Here is a 22,047-nt window from a genome sequence, read left to right on the forward strand (position 1 = left end):
ATGGCGAAAAGAGAACCGATCCACGACAATTCCACTCGCGCAGAGTGGGAAGGCAAGATCAAAAAGCTGAACAGCGTAGACCAGGCGACGAAGTTCATTCAGGACTTCCGCGTCAGTTACAGCTCACCGTTCCGCAAGAGCTACGACCTCGATGTCGATTATCAATATATCGAACGCAAGATCGAGGAGCGTTTGTCGGTGCTCAAGACCGAAAAGCTCCCTGTGGCGGATCTCATCACCAAGGCGACGACCGGAGAGGACGCCGCCGCGGTGGAGGCCGCCTGGATCGCCAAGATGCAATCCGCCAAGAGCAAATACGAAGCGGAGCGCATTCACATCGAGTTCCGCCAGCTCTACAAGCCGCCGGTTCTGCCGGTGAATGTGTTCCTGCGCACGGATGCGGCGCTCGGCACCATTCTGATGGAGCTGCGCAACACGGACTATTACGCAACGCCGCTCGAGGGCTTGCGCAAGGAGCGCGGCGTCAAGGTCCTGCATCTGCAGGCGTGACGGCTTTATCCGCTTCGTAAAGATCGAGCGTTCGGACGGCTTTCCGCCCGAACGCCGCCTCTAGAGAGGAGGAAGCGCCATGACGCTTTCGGCGGAACATGCGACGGCCGAGCAAGGGATCCTGATTCACGCGGATTCACGCTACGCCGCCTATACGATGGACCTCGATTATATGTGGCGCTGGGAAATCCTGCGCGATGGCGAGTTTATCCAGGAAGGATGCTCACTGTCGCAGGATTCGGCGCGCGAGGCGGTCGCTCATGTGTTGAGCTACTTCCGACGGCAGGACGATGCCGCCGCAACGCCCGGCGACAATAGCCTGGAGATCAAGCGGCTATTGCGCGCGATCGGCACGCCGGAGCCGATCAACGACAAGAACGACACGACGAAAAACGAACTGGCGCAGCCAGAGTAGCATAGGGCGGGAGACGTATGTATCAGATCGTCATTGAGACAGAGGATGGAGAAACCTGTTCATTCGAATGCGGACCGAGCGAGGACGTCATCTCTGCGGGCCTTCGTCAGAGCGTGATTCTTCTCGCGTCCTGCCGGGCCGGCGGCTGCGCGACCTGCAAGGCCGATTGCGCGGACGGCGATTATGAGCTCATCGACGTCAAGGTCCAGGCGCTGCCGCCGGACGAGGAGGAAGACGGGAAGGTTCTGCTGTGCCGCACCTTTCCGCGCAGCGATCTCCACATCGTCGTGCCTTACACCTATGATCGCATCTCCTTCCAGGCGATCCAGACGAATTGGCTTGCCGAGATCGCCGAGTGCGACAGGGTGTCGTCGAATGTCGTGCGGCTGGTTCTGCAGCCGTTGACGGCCGACGGCGCGGCGCCCATTTCGCTGAACTTCCTGCCGGGGCAATTCGTCGACATCGAAATTCCGGGCACACATACGCGCCGCTCTTATTCAATGGCCTCGGTCGCCGAGGACGGCCGCCTGGAGTTTTTCATCCGCCTGCTGCCGGATGGCGCCTTCTCCAACTATCTGCGCACGCAGGCGCACGTCGGCCAACGCGTCGCGCTCCGGGGGCCGGCGGGCTCCTTCTCGCTGCACAAGAGCGAGCGGCCGCGCTTTTTCGTCGCCGGCGGAACCGGATTATCGCCGGTCCTGTCGATGATCCGGCAGTTGCACAAGGAGAGCGATCCACAGCCCGCGACTTTGTTCTTCGGCGTCACCAATTATGAAGAGCTTTTCTATGTCGATGAGCTCAAGGCGCTGCAGCATTCGATGCCGAGCCTCGACGTGCAGATTGCTGTCGTGAATGTTTCCGAGGGCAATGGCGTCGCCAAGGGCACGGTAATCGATTTGCTGCAGGACGAGCTCGGCAGGCGCGCGGAGAAACCCGACATCTATCTCTGCGGGCCGCCGGGAATGATCGATGCGGCGTTCGCGGCCGCTTCTTCGGCCGGCGTTCCCAAGGAGCAAGTGTATCTCGAGAAATTCCTGGCGAGCGGCTGATCGGCTCTCTGGCAAAGAATTCCTGTCCGGCTGGCGCTTGCCGGGCAGGGCTCCCCAACTACTGCCCGGGCTACGTCCTGGGCAGGCTTTTTATTCTGAGCTTCCACGTTCCTTTCTCGCCGCCAACCCATTTATAACCGACGGACGGGCGTCACGTATGGACACAACGCCTTCGGCGGGCATCTTTAATTTCCCTTCCGGCCATATTCCCCGCTACAGCCTTGCACGTAAGCCGTGTCTTTGGCTGTGTCGCTATCTGCCTAGCTAGCCAATCCATCTCGTGCGGCGGCAGGCGAAGGCGTCATTTAGCTTCCCCGTTCATCGGCACGGCTTCAAGCTGAGCCACTTCGGCAGGCTTATCCGTTGACAACGCTAGAGGCTGACCTAGCTAGCCATCTCACCGCTATGGCGGCCTTTGTCGATGTCCGGATCGACCTCGAACATGCAGCTCGAAACGCAGACCCAGAATGACCGAGCCGTCCTCATCGTGAAGGAGGAGCGTCTGGACGCGCACAATTCGAGCGAGCTCAAGGAACGCATTTTAAGGACTCTCGAAGAAGGCGGGCGCCGTCTGGTGGTCGATCTGGCGGACGTGAAATTCATCGACAGCTCCGGACTTGGCGCATTGCTGTCCGGCTACAAAAACGCAAGTCAGCGCTCCGGGACATTCGTGCTCTCTGGCCTACAACCCCGCGTGCGCTCGATGTTCGAGCTGACGCGGCTCAACCGCGTCTTTGAAATCTACCCGCGCCTGCAGGAGGCGATCAGCAGCCAAGGCGTCAGCTAGCGATGCAGGCATGTCCAAGACAAGCATGAGCGTCGACATCGTCGTGCCGAACCAGACCCGCTATCTGCGTGTGATCGGCAATATCGCCGAGCAGATCGCAAAAGAGCTCGAGACGGATGCGGTCGACCAGGACATGCTCGCCTATCACCTCAATCTCGTGCTCACCGAAGCCGTCGCCAATGCGATGGAATATGCCGACGAGAGGCGCGCGGATCATACCGTGAAAATTTGTCTTTCGATCGAGGAGAACGATCTGCGTATCCGGGTTTACGACCATGGTCAGGGTTTCGACATCAGCGCCGTGCCGATGCCGGACATCGATGAACTCCAGGAACGGGGGCGGGGCATATTCCTCATTCGTAATCTGATGGACTCGGTCACCTATCAGAAGAGCGAAAGCGGCAATGTTCTCGAAATGCACAAGAGCTTGAAGTAACGCGCGCCGGCGGCAGCGAGAGAGAAAGAGAAAGCGCTCGCCATGGACGGGGACATTCACCTCCGCAATAATGTGGACGGAGCGGCGCAGACATCACGCCGCGCGGTGAACGGCGCCGCCGCGGAGTTTCCCGCAGATTATCGCGATCTCGTCGCCCCCCGGCAGCGCATGCGCGATCTGTTGAAGCTCGGCGAGGTCTTCGACCCGAGCCGCCACGCCATCGATCTCCGCCGGCTTCGCGACGGGCGTGAGTATGATCTGCGAATCTACGGCGCACAGCCGCGCCCGCTCGACGATCTCATTCCGATCTTGCACAATCTCGGCCTTTCCGCCGTCGATCAGATTCTCTTTCCCGTGACGCATTCGGGAGACAGGCGCTTCATTCGCAGTTTCCGCGTGAGGCCGGTGGACGCCAGGAAGGTTCAGCAATCACGGGCGCAGCTTCTTGCGGCGTTGAACGCATTGCTATCAGGGGAGGCGGAGGACGATCCCCTCAACAAGCTTGTCCTGCTCGCGGGGTTGAGCGCGAAGGAGATTGGCGTCCTTCGCGCCTACTGCTGCTATTATCTGCAACTTGGCGTGCGTGTGGACCGCTCGCGTTTGTATGAGGCGCTCATCGGCGGAGTCGAGGTCACGCGCCTGCTTTTCTCCTATTTCGAGACCAGGTTTTGTCCCGATCATGCAGGCCAAGGCTCGCTCGACGCGCTCGCCGAGGTCAGGCAACGTCTGATCGCCGCCTTCGACGAAATCTCCAATCTCACGGACGATCGCATTTTTCGCGATCTCTTCAACCTCATCGATGCGACGCTGCGCACGAATTTCTATCTGAACGACGAGGGCCAACCGAAAGCGCTGGCGCTCAAGATCAACAGCCTCGGCGTGATCGGCGCGCCGCCTCCCAAGCCGATGTTCGAAATCTTCGTCCACGCGCGCGCGATGACGGGCATACATCTGCGCGGCGCCAAGGTCGCGCGCGGCGGCATACGCTGGTCGGATCGCGCGCACGATTTGCGAACCGAGATTCTCGATCTCATGCAGACGCAGATGATCAAGAACGCCTTGATCGTCCCGCAGGGCGCCAAGGGCGGTTTCGTTTTGAAAACCCCGAGTTCCGACCCGTCCGGACGCGAAGCGGCGGGGAAGTCCGCCTATCGCGCATTTATCGGCGCGCTGCTCGAATTGACGGATAATCTCGATCCCGAGAAGCCTGGGCCAGCAGAGCGCATCTGCTACGACGAACCCGATCCCTATCTTGTCGTCGCGGCCGACAAGGGCACGGGCGCTTGGTCGGATATTGCCAATGAGATGTCACAGGCGCGCGGATTCTGGCTCGACGACGCCTTCGCCACCGGCGGATCGAACGGCTACAGCCACAAGCGCCTCGGCATAACCTCGCGGGGCGCCTGGGTCTGCGTGCGGCGTCATTTTCGCGAGATCGGTCGAAACATCGACGACCAGGGATTTTCCGTCGTCGGCGTCGGTTCGATGGATGGCGACGTCTTCGGGAACGGGATGTTGGAGACGCACACCATCAGGCTGTTGGGGGCGTTCAGCGGCGAACATATCTTCATCGACCCCAACCCCGATCCGCTGATCTCTTACGACGAACGCCGGCGGCTTTTCGAGAAGCCGCGATCCTCCTGGGCGGATTACGACCCGGCCAAGATTTCGCGCGGCGGCGGCGTCTATCGCCGCGATGCGAAGGACATCGAGCTGAGCCCCGAGGCGCGGTCGTGGCTGCAAGCCAGAAACCGCTTGGTCGACGGCGAGGGGCTGATCCGTCTGCTGCTGGCGGCGCCTGTGGATTTGCTTTGGATGGGCGGCGTCGGCTCCTATGTGAAGGCAAGCGCGGAGACGGACGAAAGCGTTGGCGATCGCGCCAATGACGGCGCGCGGATCGACGCCAATCAGCTCCGCGCCAAAGTCGTCGGCGAAGGCGCCAATCTCGGTTTCACCCAAAGAGCGCGCGTCGAATATGCTTTGAATGGCGGCCGGATCAATACGGACGCCGTCGACAACTCGGCGGGCGTCGATCTGTCGGATCACGAGGTAAATCTGAAGATTTTGTTGCGCGGCGCGCGTGGGGCGCAATTCGCTGCATCGAGCGAGATTCATCGTCTTTTGGAGAGCTTGACCGACGAAGTCTGCGCCGCGGTCCTGGATGACAATTATAATCAGAGCCTGTGCATCTCCCTCGAGCGGGAACGCGCCCTCGCCGATCTTGAACCATATATGGACGTCGCCGATCGGCTCGAGGCGGCGGCGCAGCTCGATCGCGAAAATAACGCTTTTCCAAATCGGCGGGAGCTTTTGGCGCGCGCGGAAGGGGGGCTGACGCGGCCGGAGCTGAGCATCCTCATGGCCGAGTCGAAATTGGCGTTGAAGCGGGCGCTTCTCGACGCGCCGGGCTTTCTCGATTCCAAATGGAGCGAGGCGTTTCTCGCCGCCTATTTCCCGTCGTCGCTGCGATCGGAAGACGCTTCCAGGATCGACGCGCATCCGCTTGCGCGCGAGATTGCCGCGACTGTCATCTGCAACAGGATCATCGATCAGGCCGGCGCGAGATTTCTTCTTTTCGGAGACCCGCTCGCGCCGACTCTGCTGACCGACGCCGTCGGCCTCTATCTTGCCTTCGACGAGATACTCGGAGGCGAGCGTTGGCGTAGCGCGGTGCGGAGCCTCGACGGCAGAATGAGTGCCGGGCGGCAATATGAATATCTGCTGCAACTCGAAGACGCTTTGGCCTATTTGTGCCGCTGGGCGCTGCAAGGCGGCCGCCGGCTCCAGCCGCAGACGCGCGAGGTCGTTGAATGGCGCGCCTATCTCGAAAAATATCTCGCCTATTTTTCGCAAAGCGCGGAAGCGTCGATCCTCGACGCCAATGCGCCGGAGGCGTCTCGCGAGATGTTCCTCAACAGGCTTCGGGACTTTCCGTTTCTCGTTGCTCTTGCGGAGCAGGGCGGCAAGGACATCGCGGTGGCGGCGCGGTTTTTCGACGAGGTTGGCGGAAGCCTCGGCGTGCGCCAGATCGCTGCATTGGCCGGCGAGCTTACTGCGCGGGACGCGTGGGAGGGGAAGCTGCAGACGGCGATCGAGGAACGGCTGCGCGCCGCGACCGCGCGCATTGCGGGGGTCGCCTTGAGGGCTGGCGTCGAGGAGCCCGCCGCCATTTTCCGGCTCGCCGACCTCGCGCCGAAGCTGACGGAACTGCGCAAGCTACGCGCCGAGATCGTCGAAAGCGCGCCGAAAACCGTTGCGCCCTTTGCGCTCTTTGCCTCCGAGCTCGACGCCCTGGTCGAAGCCTGTAACTCCGCCCGGCGCGCGGCGTGATGCGAGAAGGACGAGGCCGTGGAAGAAGAGCCGCTCACGCATCTGCTTCTTGAAGCCAGCAACGAGGCTGCGTGTTTGCTGGACCCGTCCGGTCTCGTGCTGGCGTTGAACAGCCGCGGCCAGCAACTCATCGGATACAAGGAAAGCGAGTTAATCGGACGCCCATTCCCGGGCAGGCCGAAGATTGCGATGGCGGGGGCCAAAGACGGGCCGCTTTCATGGTTGATGGCGCCCGCCCGCCAGTGGATCGACGTGCGGATCAAGCGGAAGGACGAAAAAGAGATCGACGCGAGTTGCGAGGTTTATCGGCTCGGAGCGAAAGGTCTCGCTGGGCTACTACTGAAACTGAAGGCCGAAGAAACCTCGACGGCGGCGCTCGAGGATATGAAAATCAAGCTCGATGCGATCTTCGGAGGAATGGCCGACGGCCTGGTCGTCATCGACGAGTTCGGAAAAATCCTGTTCTTCAGCGCGGGCGCGGAGAAACTCTTTGGCTATCGCGCCGAAGAAGTGATGGGCACAAATGTGAAATTGCTGATGCCGTCACCCTACAAGGAGGAGCACGACAGTTATCTTGCCGCCTATCGCGACACTGGAATACGCAAGATCATCGGAATCGGACGCGATGTTTCGGGACGGCGCAGGGACGGCGCGATTTTCCCGATGTATCTTTCCATCGGCGAAATATGGCTCGAGGGTCGTCGCTACTTCGTTGGCGTCACCCATGATCTGACGAAGACGAAACGCGCCGAAAGCCGCCTGTGGATGCTGACGGCGGCCATCGAGCAAAGTCCTGTCGCGGTGATGATCTCCGATAGAAACGGCCTCATCGAATATGTGAACGACTATTTCACGAAGCTCACAGGATACAGCGAAGCGGAGGTCATCGGACAAAACCCTCGAATCCTTCATTCCCCGCACACGCCGAGAGACCAGCATCTGCGCTTGTGGCGCACGATCGAAAGCGGCGCGGAGTGGCGCGGGGAAATCCAGGACCGGCGAAAAGACGGCGCGCTTTATTGGGCCTATGAGATCATCGCGCCCTTGCGCGACGAGGATGGGCAGGTCAGGCACTATCTCGCCATTCAGCAGGACGTCACCGAGCAAAGGCGCGACAAAGAGGCGCTGGCGGAAAGCGAGGAGCGCTTTCGCAAGGTCGCGGAGATGGTCGGCGAGTGGCTTTGGGAGCAGGACGCAGAGGGCCGCTACACTTATAGCAGCGACGCCGTAAGGGAAATTCTTGGGCTCGAGCCTTCCGATCTATTGGGTAAGAGTTATCTCAGCATTCTCCAGCCAGAAGGCGACGGTTCGCGGCTTGCTGGTAAACTGCCGACTCCCAAACCGTTCCGTCGCATCGTCAATTGCTACTTGCGCGGCGATGGGCGGCGGGTTTTCACCGAGTCCAGCGGCGCCCCGATATTCGACGAGAACGGACGTTTGGCGAAGTGGCGCGGCGTCGACCGCGATATTACCGAGCGAAAGGAATATGAGGACGCCTTGCGCGTGCGTAATCGCGCGATGGAGGCGGTGCATGTCGGCATTGTGATCTGCGACGCGCGCGCGCGCGGAAATCCGAATATCTACGTCAATCCCGCGCTCGCCCAAATGACCGGCTATTCGCAAGAGGAGCTGCTACGGGGCGGCATGCATATCCTGCAGGGGCCGGGGACCGATCCGGCGGCTGTCGCGAAGATTCGGCATGCCCTGCAAACGGGCGAGGGCTGCGAAGTCACCTTGCAAAACTACCGCAAGAATGGCGAAGCCTTCTGGAACGAATTGCTTATTTCTCCCGTCCCTGACGAAACGGGGACGATCACGCATTACATCGGCATTCAGACCGACGTCACCGAAAAGCGGCGCGCCGAGGAAAGCCGCCGCGACCTCGAGATCGCCAAGCAGATTCAATTGTCGCTGCTGCCCGACAAGCCGTTACGCTTGCCGCATGCCGAGATCGCTGGCGTGTGTTTGCCGGCGACCCATGTCGGCGGGGATTATTTCGATTATTTCGAGAATGGCGGGAATCTGGATTTCGTCGTCGCCGACGTGTCGGGTCATAGCGTCGGCGCGGCGCTGATCATGACGGAAGTCAGAAGCATGGTCCGCGCTCAATCCCGGCCGGCTTCCACCGGGCGCCCCGCTCATATGCTGCGCGAGCTCAACGAGCTGCTCTACGACGATCTCGATCGGTCCGAATTGTTCATCACCATGTTTTTCTGCCGATATGAATCCGCCACCGGTCGTTTGAAATACGCAAACGCCGGCCACAACCCTGGGCTGCTGTTGCGGGCGGGCCAGCAGGACTGCATGGAGCTGGATAGCGAGGGGCTCGTGCTGGGAGCCGAGCGCGTTGTCGATTTCGAAGAGCGGAGCCTGTTTCTCTCGCAGGGCGACAAGCTTCTCTTTTACACCGACGGCGTCGTCGAGGCCCAGGACGCCTCCGGCGCATTCTTCGGGCTGGAGCGCCTGTGCCGGCGCTTTGCCGCCAATCGAGAATTTGCGCCCGAGGTCATCGTGCGGAAACTTTTGCGCGAGGTGCGGGATTTTTGCGCGCCGGCGATGATGGGCGACGATGCGGCTTTGGTTGTTTTGGAAGTGAGCTAGCGCGGGGAAGGCGACGGGCCTCTCGCTCCATCTCTCTTTCTTGGAGAAAAGCCTGAATGGCCGCGGCGATCGGCAACCCCTTCGGGCGACGCAAGATCGGCCTTGCGCTGAGCAGCGGCGTCGCGAGGGGATGGGCGCATATCGGCGCAATCAACGCGCTGACGAAGCTCGGCGTTCCGTTCGACATCGTCGCTGGATCATCCGCAGGCGCATTGGTCGGGGCCTGCTATCTCGCCAAGGAATTAGATGAGCTGGAGCGGTGGGCTTTGTCGCTCACCAAGCGACGGATTCTCGGCTACATCGACTTGCATTTCGGGCGCGGAAGCCTGCTCAGCGGCAATCGGATCATCGACGAGGTAAGCCGGCTGCTGGGCGCGCGCAGGGTCGAAGATTTGCAAAACCCGTTCGTCGCTGTCGCGACGGATCTGACGACCGGCCACGAGATTTGGCTTCAACATGGGGGGCTCGTCGACGCCGTCCGGGCTTCCATAGCGCTTCCCGGCCTTCTGCCGCCGATCGAATCGGGCAATCGCATTCTGGCGGACGGCGCGCTCGTCGATCCCTTGCCGGTCGCGCCCTGCCGCGCCTTGGGAGCGGACCTTGTGATCGCGATCAATCTCAACACTGACGTCATCGGGAAGATGCGGCGTAGCGAAACGTCGCCGCGCACGTCTATCGGCTTCGATCCGCTGGTGCTCGGCGTCCATGACGTTGCGTCGGCGCGCCAGGCGAGCGCGACCCGCGCCTTCGTCCAGCAGGGAGGCGATCTCCCGAGCCTCTTCGGCGTGTTGACCACCTCGCTCGGCATTATGCAGGACCGGCTGACGCGCTCCCGCCTCGCCGGCGATCCGCCAGACGTGCACATCACGCCGCGCGTAGGACACATCGGATTGCTCGAGTTCGAGCGCGCCAAGGAGGCGATCTGGGAGGGCGAGCAATCGGTCGAGCGCAAGCGCGGGGAGGTGATAGATTTGCTGCGCGCAGCCGGAATCGATTTCCCCGTTTGAGGTTTTAGCGGCTCTGCCCCTCGCGCTTCATTTGTCCGACTCGCGTTGCAATATCCACAAACGAGAGGCTCGGCTCCTCGGACGTCGCATGAATGGCTTGCCTCAGGAAGCGCGCCGGGAAACAGATCGCTTCGACGTTGGAGCCGCGCATGTCTTCTGACCTGTTTGGATCCTCGCTCAACGCCGCCTCGACTTTGGCGAGCAGCCCGTCGATTTCCTCTCGCTTGAAAACGCCTTTCTCGCACAATGCGCCGAGAAGGGCGGCGAGGATGACATAAATGCCTTCGAGCTGGAGATTGGCGGTATTCATGGCGCACCTCTGCCTGGAAACATCGGCCCCTACGCCTGGTTGCGTCTGGCGCGCGTCATAAAGCCTGCGCGTTTCGAGCCCTCTGCGGCGTAGGCGCCGAAGGGTCATGTAGGGCGGCGCCGGGTCAGAACCGAGTGGGCTAAGGTAGCGCGGGAATCCTGAGCAAGAGGCCCGGCCGCCGATCGGGCGGCGGGGCGCTTCGTTGAGGTCTCTGCTCAGCACACCCATTTCCAAAGGAGCTCAGAGTCGCTCCACTGCCAACAGACGCCGGGATTGAGAGGACGCCCTGGCGCGCTCCAATCGCGGTGCTGGTAGCGCCAGTGGCCGCCGTAAGACTGAATGTTGCCGTCAGAAGGAAAGGGTCCGGCGCTCTGCGCATGGGCCGAGCCCGCAGCCGTCAGAAGCGCGGCGATCGTCAGAAGCGTGAGTTTCCGCATTGCTGCCTCCCGCAGTGAGGGAGGAACATTTAGGGCGCTTTGTCGGCGCCTCAACTTTTGGACGAAGCCGATCGAGGCAGGAAAAGCGGTCGCCGAAGCGGCAATTGAGCGCGCTCGTGAACCCTGTGATTCTTCGATTTTGGAATGGCTCCCCGAGTAGGACTCGAACCTACGACCTAGCGATTAACAGTCGCGTGCTCTACCAGCTGAGCTATCGGGGAACGACGTGGTGGAGGGCGTATACAAGGCCCCGGCGGCTTTGCCAAGCCCTTTCGCGCAGCCTGTTGATAACTCCCTCAGACCTGGGCTTCCGCAGCCGCGGTCTCGCTGAATTCTGCGAGCGCTCTCGCGACGTCCTCGCGGCCCGGCAGGCCGGCTTCATTGCCGAGATGCTGGACCTTATGCGCCGACGCTGCGCGCGCGAATTCGAAATGCTCGCGCCAGCCCGCCTCGGGGCGCTCCAGAAAAGAGGCGCAATAGGCGCCGTGGAAGACGTCGCCGGCGCCCGAGGTGTCGATGACCCGCTCGGAGGGCACGTGCAGGGAGGGCAAATGCTGCGGAACGCCGTCCTCGCCGCACCAGAAGGTGCCTTTCTCGCCCACCGTGACGGCGGCGATTCGGCAGCCCTTGGATTTCAGCCAGGCGAGCATCTCCGATTCGGAGAAGGACATCTGCTTGCAGAGCTGCTTCGAGACCACGGCGACGTCGACGAAGTCGATCAGTTCCTCGAGGCGGGGACGCATTGCGCCGCCGTCGAGCGAGACCAGCACGCCGCGCTCGCGCGCCGCCTTGGCGTAATGGATGGCGGCGTCGGCCATATGGCCGTCGAGATGCAGCACGCGCGCGCTCGAAATATCGAGGCGTAGGAAGGGCTGCAGATAGTGATCGTCGCGCGCGCGCAGAATGGCGCGCTTGCCGTCGTTGGGCAGCACGAAAGAGAGCGAAGAGCGCGCCACCTTGCGCGGATGCAGGCGGATTCCGTAGGCGTCGGCCATTTCGGAGAACATATGGCCGAGCCAGTCGCGCGCCTGCGTCGTGAGAAGATGCACGTCGTGACCGAGCTTGGCGCAGGCGAAGCCGGCGGTGACGGCGTTGCCGCCGAAGCTCACGGCATAGTCGCGGGCGACCATCTTCTCGTCGCCGGCCGGCATCTCGTCGGCGAGCATGGTGACGTCGATATAGGCGTGGCCGAGGAAAAGCGCTTCCAAGAATCAGGCTCCGCAATGGTGGGCGGTTTGTCACCGTCGCCGGTTTCGATGGCGCCCGAGTGTCACAGGACCGCGAGCCTTCAGGCTCGCACTTTTCTAAGCGAGCCTGAAGGCTCGCGGTCCAATATCGGTCCTAAAGCGCGAAGCTGGTGCCGCAGCCGCAGGATGAAACGGCGTTCGGGTTCTCGATTCGGAACGACTGTCCCATCAGATCGTCCACGAAGTCGACCTTCGCCCCCGTAAGGAAGCCCAGCGACGCTGGATCGATCGCCACGCGGGCGCCGTCCTGCTCCAAAAGCGCATCGTCGGCGGCGGGCGCGGGGTCCACGACGAATTTATATTGGAAGCCCGAGCAGCCGCCGCCCTCGACGGCGACGCGGAAGACCGCGCCCGGGGCTTCATTGGCGAGAATCGCCGCAATACGCCTCGCCGCCTGTTCTGTGAGCGCCACGTCGCTCGACAGGGTCGCTGTCATGCCTCTCCCCTTTGGATTCTTGCTTATGCCGTCGATTGCGGGCTATGGCGGCAACATAGGTCCGAACTTCCGGCCTTTCAATGACTGGAGCCCGACCGTGGCGCTGCGCCAGCCCCTCGCGCCCTATGCCTGCGACGCCACAAAGTCGCGCGGGCGCCTCTATGCCGTCGCGCCATCGCCGACGCGCAGCGAGTTTCAGCGCGACCGCGACCGCATCATCCATTCCACCGCCTTCCGGCGCCTCGCGCATAAGACTCAGGTTTTCGTGCCACTCGACGGCGACCATTTCCGCACGCGGCTGACCCATACGATCGAAGTGGGGCAGATCGCCCGCGCGATCGCCCGGGCGCTCGGGGTCGACGAGGACCTCGCCGAGGCGGTGGCGCTGGCGCATGATCTCGGCCACACGCCTTTCGGCCATGCCGGGGAGGAGGCGCTGGAAGCCTGCATGAAGCCCTATGGCGGCTTCGACCACAATTCCCAGGCGCTACGGGTCGTGACGTTGCTGGAGCGCCGTTACGCCGATTACGACGGGCTCGATCTCACCTGGGAGGCGCTCGAAGGCATTGTGAAGCACAATGGGCCGCTCGCCGGGCCCAAGGCGTTGAAGCCCCCGTCGCGCTATATTTGCGAATTCGACGCCGGCTATCCGCTGGAGCTCGCCTCCTTCGCGGGCGTTGAGGCGCAGGCGGCGGCGCTCGCCGACGACATCGCCTATATCGGCCACGACATGGACGACGGCCTGCGCGCCAATCTCTTCACGCTGGAGGACATTGCAGGAGCGGTGTCCTTCGTCGCCGGATTGCTGGAGGAAATCGCGCGCAAGCATCCCGGCCTCGAACGCGGCCGCGTCATCCATGAGCTGGTGCGCCGGGTGATCACGCGCTTCGTCGAGGATGCGATCAGGACGGCGCAGGCGCGTCTCGAGCAGCATTCTCCTCGCTCGGCCGAAGAGGTCCGCGGGGCAGGGGAGGCGATGGTCGCGCTTTCCGCCGCGATGCGCGCGACCGAGCGCGACATCAAGCGCTTCCTCTTCGCGAATATGTATCGGCACGAGCGGGTGATGGGCGTTTGGACCCGCGCGGAGGAGGCGATTTCCCGCCTTTTCCCGGCGTTTTTTGAGCAGCCGTCGCTCATGCCGGCCGAATGGGCGACGCTGGCCGCAGCGCGCGACGGCGCCGCGAGAGCGGTGGTGGTGGCGGATTACATCGCCGGGATGACCGACAGATATGCGCTGGGCGAGGTGAAACGGCTTTTCGGGTAAACTATTGCAGGGGAAATACGCTTGCGTTACGCAGGGTTAGGCGCTCGAAGGCAATTAGCCAAAGGGGGCGTGCGTCGCCGCACATTTTCTTCCCCCGGTGTCGGGGATGCTTTTCGAGGGCTGATTTTTCAGGAGGGACTTAATGATGGCTCTGAATTTCGAAAACCATTTGCCGCTGGGAGCGCTCGACATCGTTACGACGGGGCAGACGAGCGTATGGGGCTGCCTCACCTTCACCGTCGAAGCGCGAAATGTGAAGTTCATCGACGCGGTCGATCCCAAAAACCCGCCCGACCCGAAGAATGTCAACGCGTGGTGCTATATTCGGAGCGGCTCGCCGCAGGAGCGGGCGGCGACGCTGGAAAACTATCTCGGCCCCGTGATCAACGTCCAGCGCGGTCAGCCGCTGAAGACGGTCTGGATCAACAAGCTGCCCTCCATGGGCGCGGCGAAAGCAGGCGAAGCGCGCCCGCTCGCCATGCCGCCGATCAATCCTGCCGACATGGAGATCGGAAATTCTATTCCGCAATTCAAGTCGATGAACTACGCGCTCGGCGTCGTCACCCATCTGCATGGCGGCAAGGTATTGCCGACCTCGGACGGCTGGCCGCTGCATCCGGCGAGCTACGAAGGCAATCCCTTCCACATGCCCTCGCATCGGACCTATTTCTACCCGAATGATCAGCGGGCCACGATGCTGTGGTTCCACGACCATTCGATGGACAACACGGCGCAGCAGGTTCACGCCGGCCTGGCCGGCCTCTATTTCATCCGCGACCAGTCCGACGCAGAGATTTTCCATCTGATCGGCGGCGAAGCGCAGGAAATCCCGCTCGTCATCCAGGACCGCTGCTTCGCATCGAAGGGTCCCGATGGCCTCGAAGTGGATTCCACACGGATCGACTATAAGAAGGGCGTGCCCCTCCTTAAGACCTTGGACCGCACCGCCCGGCCGGAGTTTCTCGGCGACACTATTTTTGTGAATGGGCGGCCGTGGCCGCATGTTCACGCCGATCGGAAGATTTATCGGCTGCGCGTGCTCAACGGCTCGAACGCCCGCACTTATGCGCTCACATTGGCCGATCCCACTGGAACGGACAATGGCAAGGTTTGGTACGGGGATCGGCTGACGGCGATCGGCAATGAAGCGGGCTTGCTCGGCAAAAGCGTCTCGCTGCAGGACAAGCAATATCTGCTGCTGGCGCCGGGCGAACGTCTCGACCTTTTGGTCGATTTCACGGGGGTGAAGCCCGAGGTCAACGCGCTCATCCTCGTCAATTTGGCGCTTGCGGGGTACAAGCCCGGCGCCCCGGACGACGAACCGATTTTCCAGTTTGACGGAAATTCGGTGATGCCGCCGGACAGCAACAAGGCGCTCGCCGCCATTGGCGCCGCCAATCAACCTAATCCGGACCCCTATCTTCCGCTCGCCAATTTGCTCCAGTTCCGCTTCGCTGCGGCCGGGCACGTCCACGGCGGCGGGGGCCACAGCGAGCCCTCGGCGCTCGACGTCTGCACATTGGACAAAATTCTGCGCCGCCACGCTGATGACGAGAGCTTCCATTGGGTCCCGGGCGCATCGCCAGAGCTCGCGCCGAGCCCGGCAAATGCGCCGATTGCTCACAATCGTTTCGTCGTCTTGATGAACGATACGCGCAAGCTCGCGCAAAATGGCGAAAACTCGCCTTACACGGGCGACACGCCCTGGCGCGATACGCAAATCTGGGAGCTTCGTCCGGCGACCGCGCCGTCAGGCGATCCTACCGTTTTCCCTGTGCCTTTCGACGCGAAGCTCAACGACCCGACGCTACAAGGCGCGCCGGCGCCTGCCGTACCCTATCAGGTGGCGCGGGCCTTCTTCTTCGAGCCAGAGGAGCCAATGCCGCCGCACGCGGCCACCCATAAGGATCAGCTCTGGGGGCTTGCGACGCAGAACAGCAATCCGGCGGGATTTCCGCCGATCTACCGCTATCCCCATCTCTATCGGATCAATCCGGCGCAGGGCCGTCAGGTGATCCAGCCGGTGGAGGGGACCTATGAGCGGTGGTACGTCGCGAATATCGGCAATGACCCGACGAACCTCGCCGGCGGCGCGCCGGACATGCACCCTTTCCACCTGCATCTGGTGAGTTTCGTGGTCACCCGGCGTTGGGCGCTGAACAGCGCGAACCAATTCGTGGAGACGACGGGAAACCGCCCGCTCGATTTCGACAAGGTCGCGCGCCACGATACTGTGCGCATCCAGTCGAATGAGCTCGTCGAGCTGCTGGTGCATTTCCCGAAGGGTTACACTGGCCACTACCCCTACCATTGCCACCTCGTCGAGCACGAGGACATGGGGATGATGCTGCATTTCGACGTCCAGGCCCGGCAAGGGGCCTGAGAGGCCCGAGGGGCCCGGTCCGCCGGAGGATGCATTTGCGCGCGGGGTCTGCTAGACCCGCGCGCGAAATCCCTTGATCCGGACCGCCATGAACATTTTCGACATCTTCCACGCCCGCATCGCTTCGGTCCTCGACCGGCTCCAGGCAGACGGCCGCCTGCCGGCGCTCGACCCTGCGCGCTTCGTCGTCGAGCCGCCGAAGGAAGCGGCGCTGGGCGATCTCGCCTGCAACGCCGCCATGGTCTTCGCCAAGGAGGCGAAGCCCAGTTTCGCAAATCCGCGCGAGCTGGCCGTGGCGATCTGCTACGCTTTGGCCGAATCCGAGGGCGTGGCGACGGCCGAGGTGGCGGGGCCGGGCTTCATCAACATCCGCCTGAAGCCTGAAATCTTCTCGCAGGTGCTGCGCGCCGCCTTGAGCGATCCCGAAAATTTCGGCCGTGTCGAGAAGGGCCGGGCAGGGGCGCTGCAGGGCAAGGTCAACGTCGAATACGTCTCCGCTAATCCGACTGGCCCCATGCATGTCGGCCATGGCCGCGGCGCGGTTTTCGGCGACGCGCTCGCAAATCTCCTGGCCTTTTCCGGCTGCGAGGTGACGCGCGAATATTACATCAATGACGCCGGCGCCCAGGTCGACGTCCTCGCCCGCTCCGCCTTCATGCGCTACCGCGAGGCGCTGGGCGAAACCATCACGATCCCGGAGGGGCTTTACCCCGGCGACTATCTCGTGCCTGTGGGCCAGGCGCTGGCCAAGGCGCATGGCAAGGCGCTTTTGGACAAGTCCGAGCGCGAATGGCTGCCGATCGTCAAGAACGCGGCCATTGACGCCATGATGGACATGATCCGCGACGATCTCGCCGCGCTCAACATCCGCCATGAGGTGTTCTTCTCCGAGCGCACCCTGCACGACAGCTCCAACGGCCCGTCGAAGATCGACGCGGCGATCGAGTGGCTGCGTGAGAAGGGGTTGGTCTATGAGGGCCGCCTGCCGCCGCCCAAGGGCCAGCTGCCGGACGATTGGGAGGACCGGGAGCAGACCCTGTTCCGTTCGACCGATTTCGGCGACGACGTCGACCGCGCGCTGAAGAAGTCGGACGGCTCGCCGACCTATTTCGCCGCCGACATCGCCTATCACAAGGACAAGATCGACCGCGGCTTCGATACGCTGGTCGACGTTTGGGGCGCCGATCACGGCGGCTATGTGAAGCGCATGGGCGCCGCCGTCGCCGCGCTCTCCGACAGGAAGGTCACGCTCGACGTGAAGCTTTGCCAGCTCGTCAAGCTGATGCGCAACGGCGAGCCGGTGAAGATGTCGAAGCGCGCCGGCGATTTCGTCACGCTGCGCGAGGTGGTCGATGAAGTCGGCTTGGACGCCGTGCGCTTTATGATGCTCTATCGCAAGAATGACGCGCCGCTCGATTTCGACCTCGCCAAGGTCATCGAGCAATCGAAGGACAACGCCGTCTTCTATGTGCAATACGCCCATGCGCGGGCCAAATCGGCGGTGCGCCAGGCGCTCGCGGCCTTTCCCGACCTCGACGTTTCGTTGCCGGCGCTGGCGGGCGCAAAGCTCGAGCTGCTTACGGATGAAGGTGAATTGCAGCTTGCCCGCGTGATCGCCCAATATCCGCGCGCCATAGAGGCGGCCGCCGCCGCCCATGAGCCGCATCGGGTCGCGTTTTACCTCTATGAGATCGCGAGCGTGTTCCATGCGCATTGGAACCGCGGCAAAGATCAGCCACAATTACGCTTTGTTAATGCCAAGGAGAGAGATTTAACGAGCGCCCGGGTCGCGTTGGTTTTATCCTTAACAATCGTCCTGGGGTCGGGCTTGAGGCTTCTCGGCGTGAGCGCCCCCGACGAAATGCGTTGACGCGCGACCTTCGGCCTTAGCCCGCGCGACGCCTGACGATAAGCTCCGCGAGTGGGAAGAGGATCGAGGTAGATCATGCGTGAATCGTCCGTTAGAGGCCCAGCGATCGACCTCTCGGAATTCGAGCGGCGCATGCGGGCGGCGGAGACGCCGCAGGTCGCCCCGCCGAAGACCAACCCTCTGAGCGAGCTCGCCCGGCTGATGCAGGGCGAGACGGCGCCAGCCGATCCCCTCAACAAAATCCTGCCCGATCCTCGCGCGGCGCGCGCCGCTCCCCCGCCGCAGCCGCAACAGCCGCAGTGGGACGCGCCGCTGCGCGGCTCCCTGGACGCCGCGCCGGCGGTGCAGCCCGAGCCGCGCCATTACGAAGAGGCGCATCCGCATTACGCGCAGCAGCAGGGCCATGAACATCAGGGCCATGAACATCAGGGCCATGAACATCAGGGCCAAGAACATCAGGGCTATGAGCAGCATCAGGGCTATGACGCGCATGCCTACGCCCATGGCCAGCAGCCTGATCAGCATTATGACGCGGCCTATCACGGCGGGGCCGAGGGCGGCTGGCCGGATGACGCGGAATATCTCGACTATGGCGCCGAGGAGTCGCCCGAGACGGCGCGCGGCGGCGTCGGCAAATATCTGCGTCCCTGGCATGCGGTCGCGGCGATTTCCGTTATCGCCGTCGCCAGCATCGGCTGGGGCTTTCTGCATCGCGGCGGCGCAGGCGGCTCCAAGGAGATCGCCGTCATCAACGCGCCGGAAGGCCCGGTGAAGGTAAAGCCCTCGGCCGAGACGGAGCAGGAGACCGCGAGCGACAACGGGGCGGCTGTGCTCGACCGCAAGGATTCGACGCCCGTCAAGCAGGTCGTGACGCATCAGGAGCAGGCGATCGATCCAACGGTGGCGCCGAAAGCCGTGACGCTAGGCAACGGTCCCGTCGACGCGCCGCATGAGCCGGCGCTCGGCTCGCAGCCCCATAAGGTGAAGACCGTCACCGTGCGCCCCGATGGCAGCCGTGTCGATGAGGCCAGCGTGCCGCCGGCCGTCGCCAAGAGCGCCAATCCCGTCGTCGTGCCGTTGGATCCGTTCCAGACGAAGGGCGCGACGCCGAAGCCCGAGACCAAGACCGCGACGACGCCGGCTCCGAAGCCCAAGCCGGCCCCCAAGCCGGCCCCCAAGGTCGCCGCTGTGGAGCCCCCAGCCGACGCCGGGGAGACCGCCGCCGCCGCGCCCGCGACGACGAGCGGCGGCTACGCCGTGCAGTTCGGCGCCGCCAATACGGAGGAGGAGGCCCGCACGCTTCTCAAGACCGTTTCGGCCAAGTATGGCGTGCGGCCGACGTTCAAACCCGCCAAGGTCGGCGACAAGACGGTCTATCGCGTCCGCGTCGCCGGCGTGAGCAAGGAGTCCGCCAACGCCATCTGCAACAAGGTCAAGGCGTCGGGCGGCAACTGCTTCGTCGCGGGGAACTGACAAACCGTCATGGCCGGGCTTGTCCCGGCCATCCACGCCTTGCCGAATCGCGTGGATGCCCGCGACAAGCGCGGGCATGACGTGCGGTTGTGATTCCGGAACTTTCCCATGCGCGCTTTCATCTGCGGCCTCAAAGGCCTCTCCCTCGACGCCGATGAGCGCGCCTTTCTGCGTGACGCCAGCCCCTGGGGCGTCATCCTCTTTCGCCGCAACGTCGAGAGCCGCGAGCAGGTCGCGCGCCTGACGGCGGAACTGCGTGACGCGCTCGGCCGTCACGCGCCGGTGCTGGTCGATCAGGAAGGCGGCCGGGTGCAGCGGCTCAATACACCGAACTGGCGCGCCTATCCGAGCGCCGCACGTTTCGAACAGGCCGGGGGCGACGCCGCGAAGGCCGAGCGCCTCGCCTGGCTAGGGGCGCGGCTGATGGCGCATGATTTGCGCGAAGTCGGCATCGACGTCGACTGCTTGCCGGTGCTGGACGTTCCAGCCGAAAGCTCTCACGCCATCATCAGCGACCGCGCCTACAGCCGCGACCCTACGCGCGCCGCGAAGCTCGGCCGCGCCGCCGCCGAGGGGCTGATGGCGGGCGGCGTCGCGCCGGTGATGAAACATATCCCCGGCCACGGCCGCGCCAAGGCCGATAGTCATTTGGAGCTGCCGACGGTCGAGGCGAGCCGCGCCGAGCTTGAGGCGGTGGACTTCGAGCCCTTCAAGGCCAACGCCGACCTGCCCATGGCGATGAGCGCCCATGTGGTCTACGCGGCGATCGACCCAAGCGCGCCCGGCACGCAGTCGAAGACCGTGGTGAGCGACATCATTCGCGGCTTGATCGGCTTCGACGGCCTGCTGATGACCGACGATCTCTCCATGAAGGCGCTGACAGGAAATTTCCGCGAACGCGCCGAGCGCGCCATTGCCGCGGGGTGCGACATGGTTCTGCATTGCAATGGCGACCTCGCCGAGGCTCTCCCGGTGGCCGAAGGCGCGCCGGCGTTGGCGGGCAGGGCGCTGGAGCGGGCGGAAAAGGCGCTTGCGTGCGTGCGTGCGGTCGAGGCCTTCGACGTCGCCGCTGGCGTTGCGGCGTTCGAGGCGGCGATAGGGGCGGGGGCGCGAGTTTGAAGGTCGCTTCAGGCCCGCTGCCTATTCAGTCGCAGCCTACACAAACAAACGCCCCGACCGTCGATGTCACGGTCGGGGCGTTTTTGTCTCAGGCCTAATCTCGCAAGCTCAGTGACACTTGCCGGTCCAGTGGCGGATGCCTTTGGTGACTTCTGCCGGGGAATAGGAAACGAAGCAGTCGGGCCGAGCATTCGTCTGAGGCGCGCCGGCCATGAGATCGTCGGAGGTCTCCGCAGCGCGCGCATAGAAATCCTGAGGATGCGCGCGTTTGTGCTTCTCGGCCGCGAGCGCTCCCGAGGCCAGGCTGGCTCCCACTAACAGCAGGGTCAAAAAAAGCCGATTACGGATCATGGATATTTCCCCCTTAAGTCGATGCATTCTTGCATCTTGTGCCTATTAACAAGGCAAATAATCGTCCATAGATTAGGCATTATGACGATTGTCTAGTCATATGGACTACATTTCAATCATCCGTTCACAAAGAGCCACGCGGGACGATTTTCGTTGGTCCACTCCCGGTGGAAGGGAGGAAGGAAAGCAGGTGAAAGCGTGTTTTCTTTTGATAAGTTATTGAGTGTATTTATAATTATCTTTGTTCTGGATTGGCCTGCTCGAGAAGCTGCGCGCGTGGCTCAGGCCTTTAGAGCGTCACACAGGGAGCGATGGGCGGCAGCGCAGGCGTCTTCGCTCGCGCCTGATTCGCGGGGCTCACGCTCGTTCGGCGGGACGGCCTGGGCGTGGAGCCGATTCGACGAGTGGCGCGGGCGGCCCGGCCGCGCTATCCTCGCTTCATGTCCGCCGCCGCCGTTCCGAAAGAGCGCATGAGCGCCGAAGAATTCATCGCCTGGTCGCAGACTCAGGCGGGGCGCTACGAACTCGCCGGCGGCGAGGTTTTCGCCCAGGCGTCGGAGCGCGTCGCGCATGCGAAGATCAAAGGCCGGGTCTATATGGCTCTGCACAACGCCATCTGCGCCAAGGGCCTGCCTTGCCATTCTTTGCCCGACGGCATGGCCATCCGAATTGCCGCCGATACGGTCTTCGAGCCCGATGCGCAGGTCTATTGCGGGCCGGAGCTGCCGCCCGATACGATCGTCGTCGAAAACCCCATCATCGTGGTCGAGGTCCTGTCGCCGTCGACCGGGAAGAACGATTCTCTTGGCAAGCTCGCGGCCTATTTCCGGCTGCCGAGCGTCGCGCATTACTTGATTGTCTCGCCGGATGCGCGGCTCATCTTCCACCACGCGCGCGGGGAGGGGGAGACGATCCTGACGCGGATCATCCGCGAGGGCTCGGTCACGCTCGACCCGCCGGGGCTAGAGATCGCGTTTGCGGACATCTACGGGGAGTAGCGCCTCGTTGCGCCCCGTCTAGTC

The 22,047-nt window shown here is 63.1% G+C and carries 19 protein-coding genes and 1 tRNA gene; 14 read left to right on the top strand and 6 right to left on the bottom strand.

Going from position 1 to position 22,047, the window contains the following annotated elements:
- The 8 genes from mmoZ (at position 1) to QMG84_RS08120 (ending at position 10,135) form a co-directional block, all read left to right on the top strand.
- Complete coding sequence (mmoZ, locus tag QMG84_RS08085; RefSeq protein ID WP_281931681.1) at positions 1-510, top strand: aromatic/alkene monooxygenase hydroxylase subunit gamma; 510 nt, start codon at positions 1-3, stop codon at positions 508-510.
- 79 nt (positions 511-589) lie between these two features.
- Positions 590-925, top strand: a complete 336-nt coding sequence (gene mmoD, locus QMG84_RS08090) for a soluble methane monooxygenase-binding protein MmoD (RefSeq protein WP_281931683.1) — start codon at positions 590-592, stop codon at positions 923-925.
- A 17-nt stretch (positions 926-942) separates the two neighbouring features.
- Positions 943-1,974, top strand: coding sequence for an aromatic/alkene monooxygenase hydroxylase FAD-binding subunit MmoC (mmoC, locus tag QMG84_RS08095; protein ID WP_202072719.1), 1,032 nt, complete (start codon positions 943-945; stop codon positions 1,972-1,974).
- A 421-nt stretch (positions 1,975-2,395) separates the two neighbouring features.
- Positions 2,396-2,761 (top strand): STAS domain-containing protein, encoded by a 366-nt coding sequence (locus QMG84_RS08100; RefSeq protein ID WP_246744822.1) that lies wholly within the window; start codon positions 2,396-2,398, stop codon positions 2,759-2,761.
- Positions 2,762-2,771: 10 nt separating this feature from the next.
- The gene (locus tag QMG84_RS08105) at positions 2,772-3,197 is read left to right on the top strand and encodes an ATP-binding protein (RefSeq protein WP_202072720.1); all 426 of its coding nucleotides are present in this window, start codon (positions 2,772-2,774) and stop codon (positions 3,195-3,197) included.
- A gap of 42 nt (positions 3,198-3,239) precedes the next feature.
- Positions 3,240-6,527, top strand: a complete 3,288-nt coding sequence (locus QMG84_RS08110; protein ID WP_281931685.1) for an NAD-glutamate dehydrogenase domain-containing protein — start codon at positions 3,240-3,242, stop codon at positions 6,525-6,527.
- A gap of 18 nt (positions 6,528-6,545) precedes the next feature.
- Positions 6,546-9,128 carry a PAS domain S-box protein gene (locus tag QMG84_RS08115; protein ID WP_281931687.1) on the top strand — a complete coding sequence of 861 codons (2,583 nt, stop codon included), beginning with the start codon at positions 6,546-6,548 and terminating at the stop codon, positions 9,126-9,128.
- Between the two features lie 56 nt (positions 9,129-9,184).
- Positions 9,185-10,135, top strand: a complete 951-nt coding sequence (locus tag QMG84_RS08120; RefSeq protein WP_281931689.1) for a patatin-like phospholipase family protein — start codon at positions 9,185-9,187, stop codon at positions 10,133-10,135.
- 4 nt (positions 10,136-10,139) lie between these two features.
- On the opposite strand, the gene QMG84_RS08125 is transcribed toward QMG84_RS08120, so the two are convergent.
- The 5 genes from QMG84_RS08125 to QMG84_RS08145 form a co-directional block, all read right to left on the bottom strand.
- Positions 10,140-10,445 carry a hypothetical protein gene (locus QMG84_RS08125; protein WP_281931691.1) on the bottom strand — a complete coding sequence of 102 codons (306 nt, stop codon included), beginning with the start codon at positions 10,443-10,445 and terminating at the stop codon, positions 10,140-10,142.
- 215 nt (positions 10,446-10,660) lie between these two features.
- Positions 10,661-10,882, bottom strand: a complete 222-nt coding sequence (locus QMG84_RS08130; protein ID WP_281931693.1) for a hypothetical protein — start codon at positions 10,880-10,882, stop codon at positions 10,661-10,663.
- A gap of 145 nt (positions 10,883-11,027) precedes the next feature.
- Positions 11,028-11,103 (bottom strand) — tRNA-Asn (locus QMG84_RS08135).
- Between the two features lie 75 nt (positions 11,104-11,178).
- Positions 11,179-12,090, bottom strand: a complete 912-nt coding sequence (locus QMG84_RS08140) for a sugar kinase (RefSeq protein WP_281931694.1) — start codon at positions 12,088-12,090, stop codon at positions 11,179-11,181.
- 133 nt (positions 12,091-12,223) lie between these two features.
- A complete protein-coding gene (locus QMG84_RS08145) occupies positions 12,224-12,565 on the bottom strand; it encodes a HesB/IscA family protein (protein ID WP_281931696.1) in 342 nt (113 codons plus the stop codon).
- Between the two features lie 25 nt (positions 12,566-12,590).
- Between QMG84_RS08145 and QMG84_RS08150 the strand changes: the two genes are divergently transcribed.
- The 5 genes from QMG84_RS08150 to nagZ all read left to right on the top strand — a co-directional run bounded on the left by QMG84_RS08150 (position 12,591) and on the right by nagZ (position 20,674).
- Positions 12,591-13,829: a deoxyguanosinetriphosphate triphosphohydrolase gene (locus QMG84_RS08150; RefSeq protein ID WP_281931698.1), complete on the top strand. Its 1,239-nt coding sequence runs from the start codon at positions 12,591-12,593 to the stop codon at positions 13,827-13,829.
- 142 nt (positions 13,830-13,971) lie between these two features.
- Complete coding sequence (locus QMG84_RS08155) at positions 13,972-16,212, top strand: multicopper oxidase family protein (protein WP_281931699.1); 2,241 nt, start codon at positions 13,972-13,974, stop codon at positions 16,210-16,212.
- 88 nt (positions 16,213-16,300) lie between these two features.
- Complete coding sequence (gene argS, locus QMG84_RS08160) at positions 16,301-18,082, top strand: arginine--tRNA ligase (RefSeq protein WP_281931700.1); 1,782 nt, start codon at positions 16,301-16,303, stop codon at positions 18,080-18,082.
- A 75-nt stretch (positions 18,083-18,157) separates the two neighbouring features.
- Complete coding sequence (locus QMG84_RS08165; RefSeq protein ID WP_281931702.1) at positions 18,158-19,555, top strand: SPOR domain-containing protein; 1,398 nt, start codon at positions 18,158-18,160, stop codon at positions 19,553-19,555.
- A gap of 108 nt (positions 19,556-19,663) precedes the next feature.
- Complete coding sequence (gene nagZ, locus QMG84_RS08170) at positions 19,664-20,674, top strand: beta-N-acetylhexosaminidase (RefSeq protein ID WP_281931704.1); 1,011 nt, start codon at positions 19,664-19,666, stop codon at positions 20,672-20,674.
- Positions 20,675-20,782: 108 nt separating this feature from the next.
- Here nagZ and QMG84_RS08175 read toward each other — a convergent pair whose 3' ends face one another.
- Positions 20,783-21,025, bottom strand: coding sequence for a hypothetical protein (locus QMG84_RS08175; protein WP_281931705.1), 243 nt, complete (start codon positions 21,023-21,025; stop codon positions 20,783-20,785).
- A 470-nt stretch (positions 21,026-21,495) separates the two neighbouring features.
- Between QMG84_RS08175 and QMG84_RS08180 the strand changes: the two genes are divergently transcribed.
- Positions 21,496-22,023, top strand: coding sequence for a Uma2 family endonuclease (locus QMG84_RS08180; RefSeq protein ID WP_281931707.1), 528 nt, complete (start codon positions 21,496-21,498; stop codon positions 22,021-22,023).
- The last annotated feature ends 24 nt before the right edge of the window (positions 22,024-22,047 follow it).

The sequence above is a fragment of the Methylocystis iwaonis genome (genome assembly GCF_027925385.1).
Lineage (GTDB): Bacteria > Pseudomonadota > Alphaproteobacteria > Rhizobiales > Beijerinckiaceae > Methylocystis > Methylocystis iwaonis.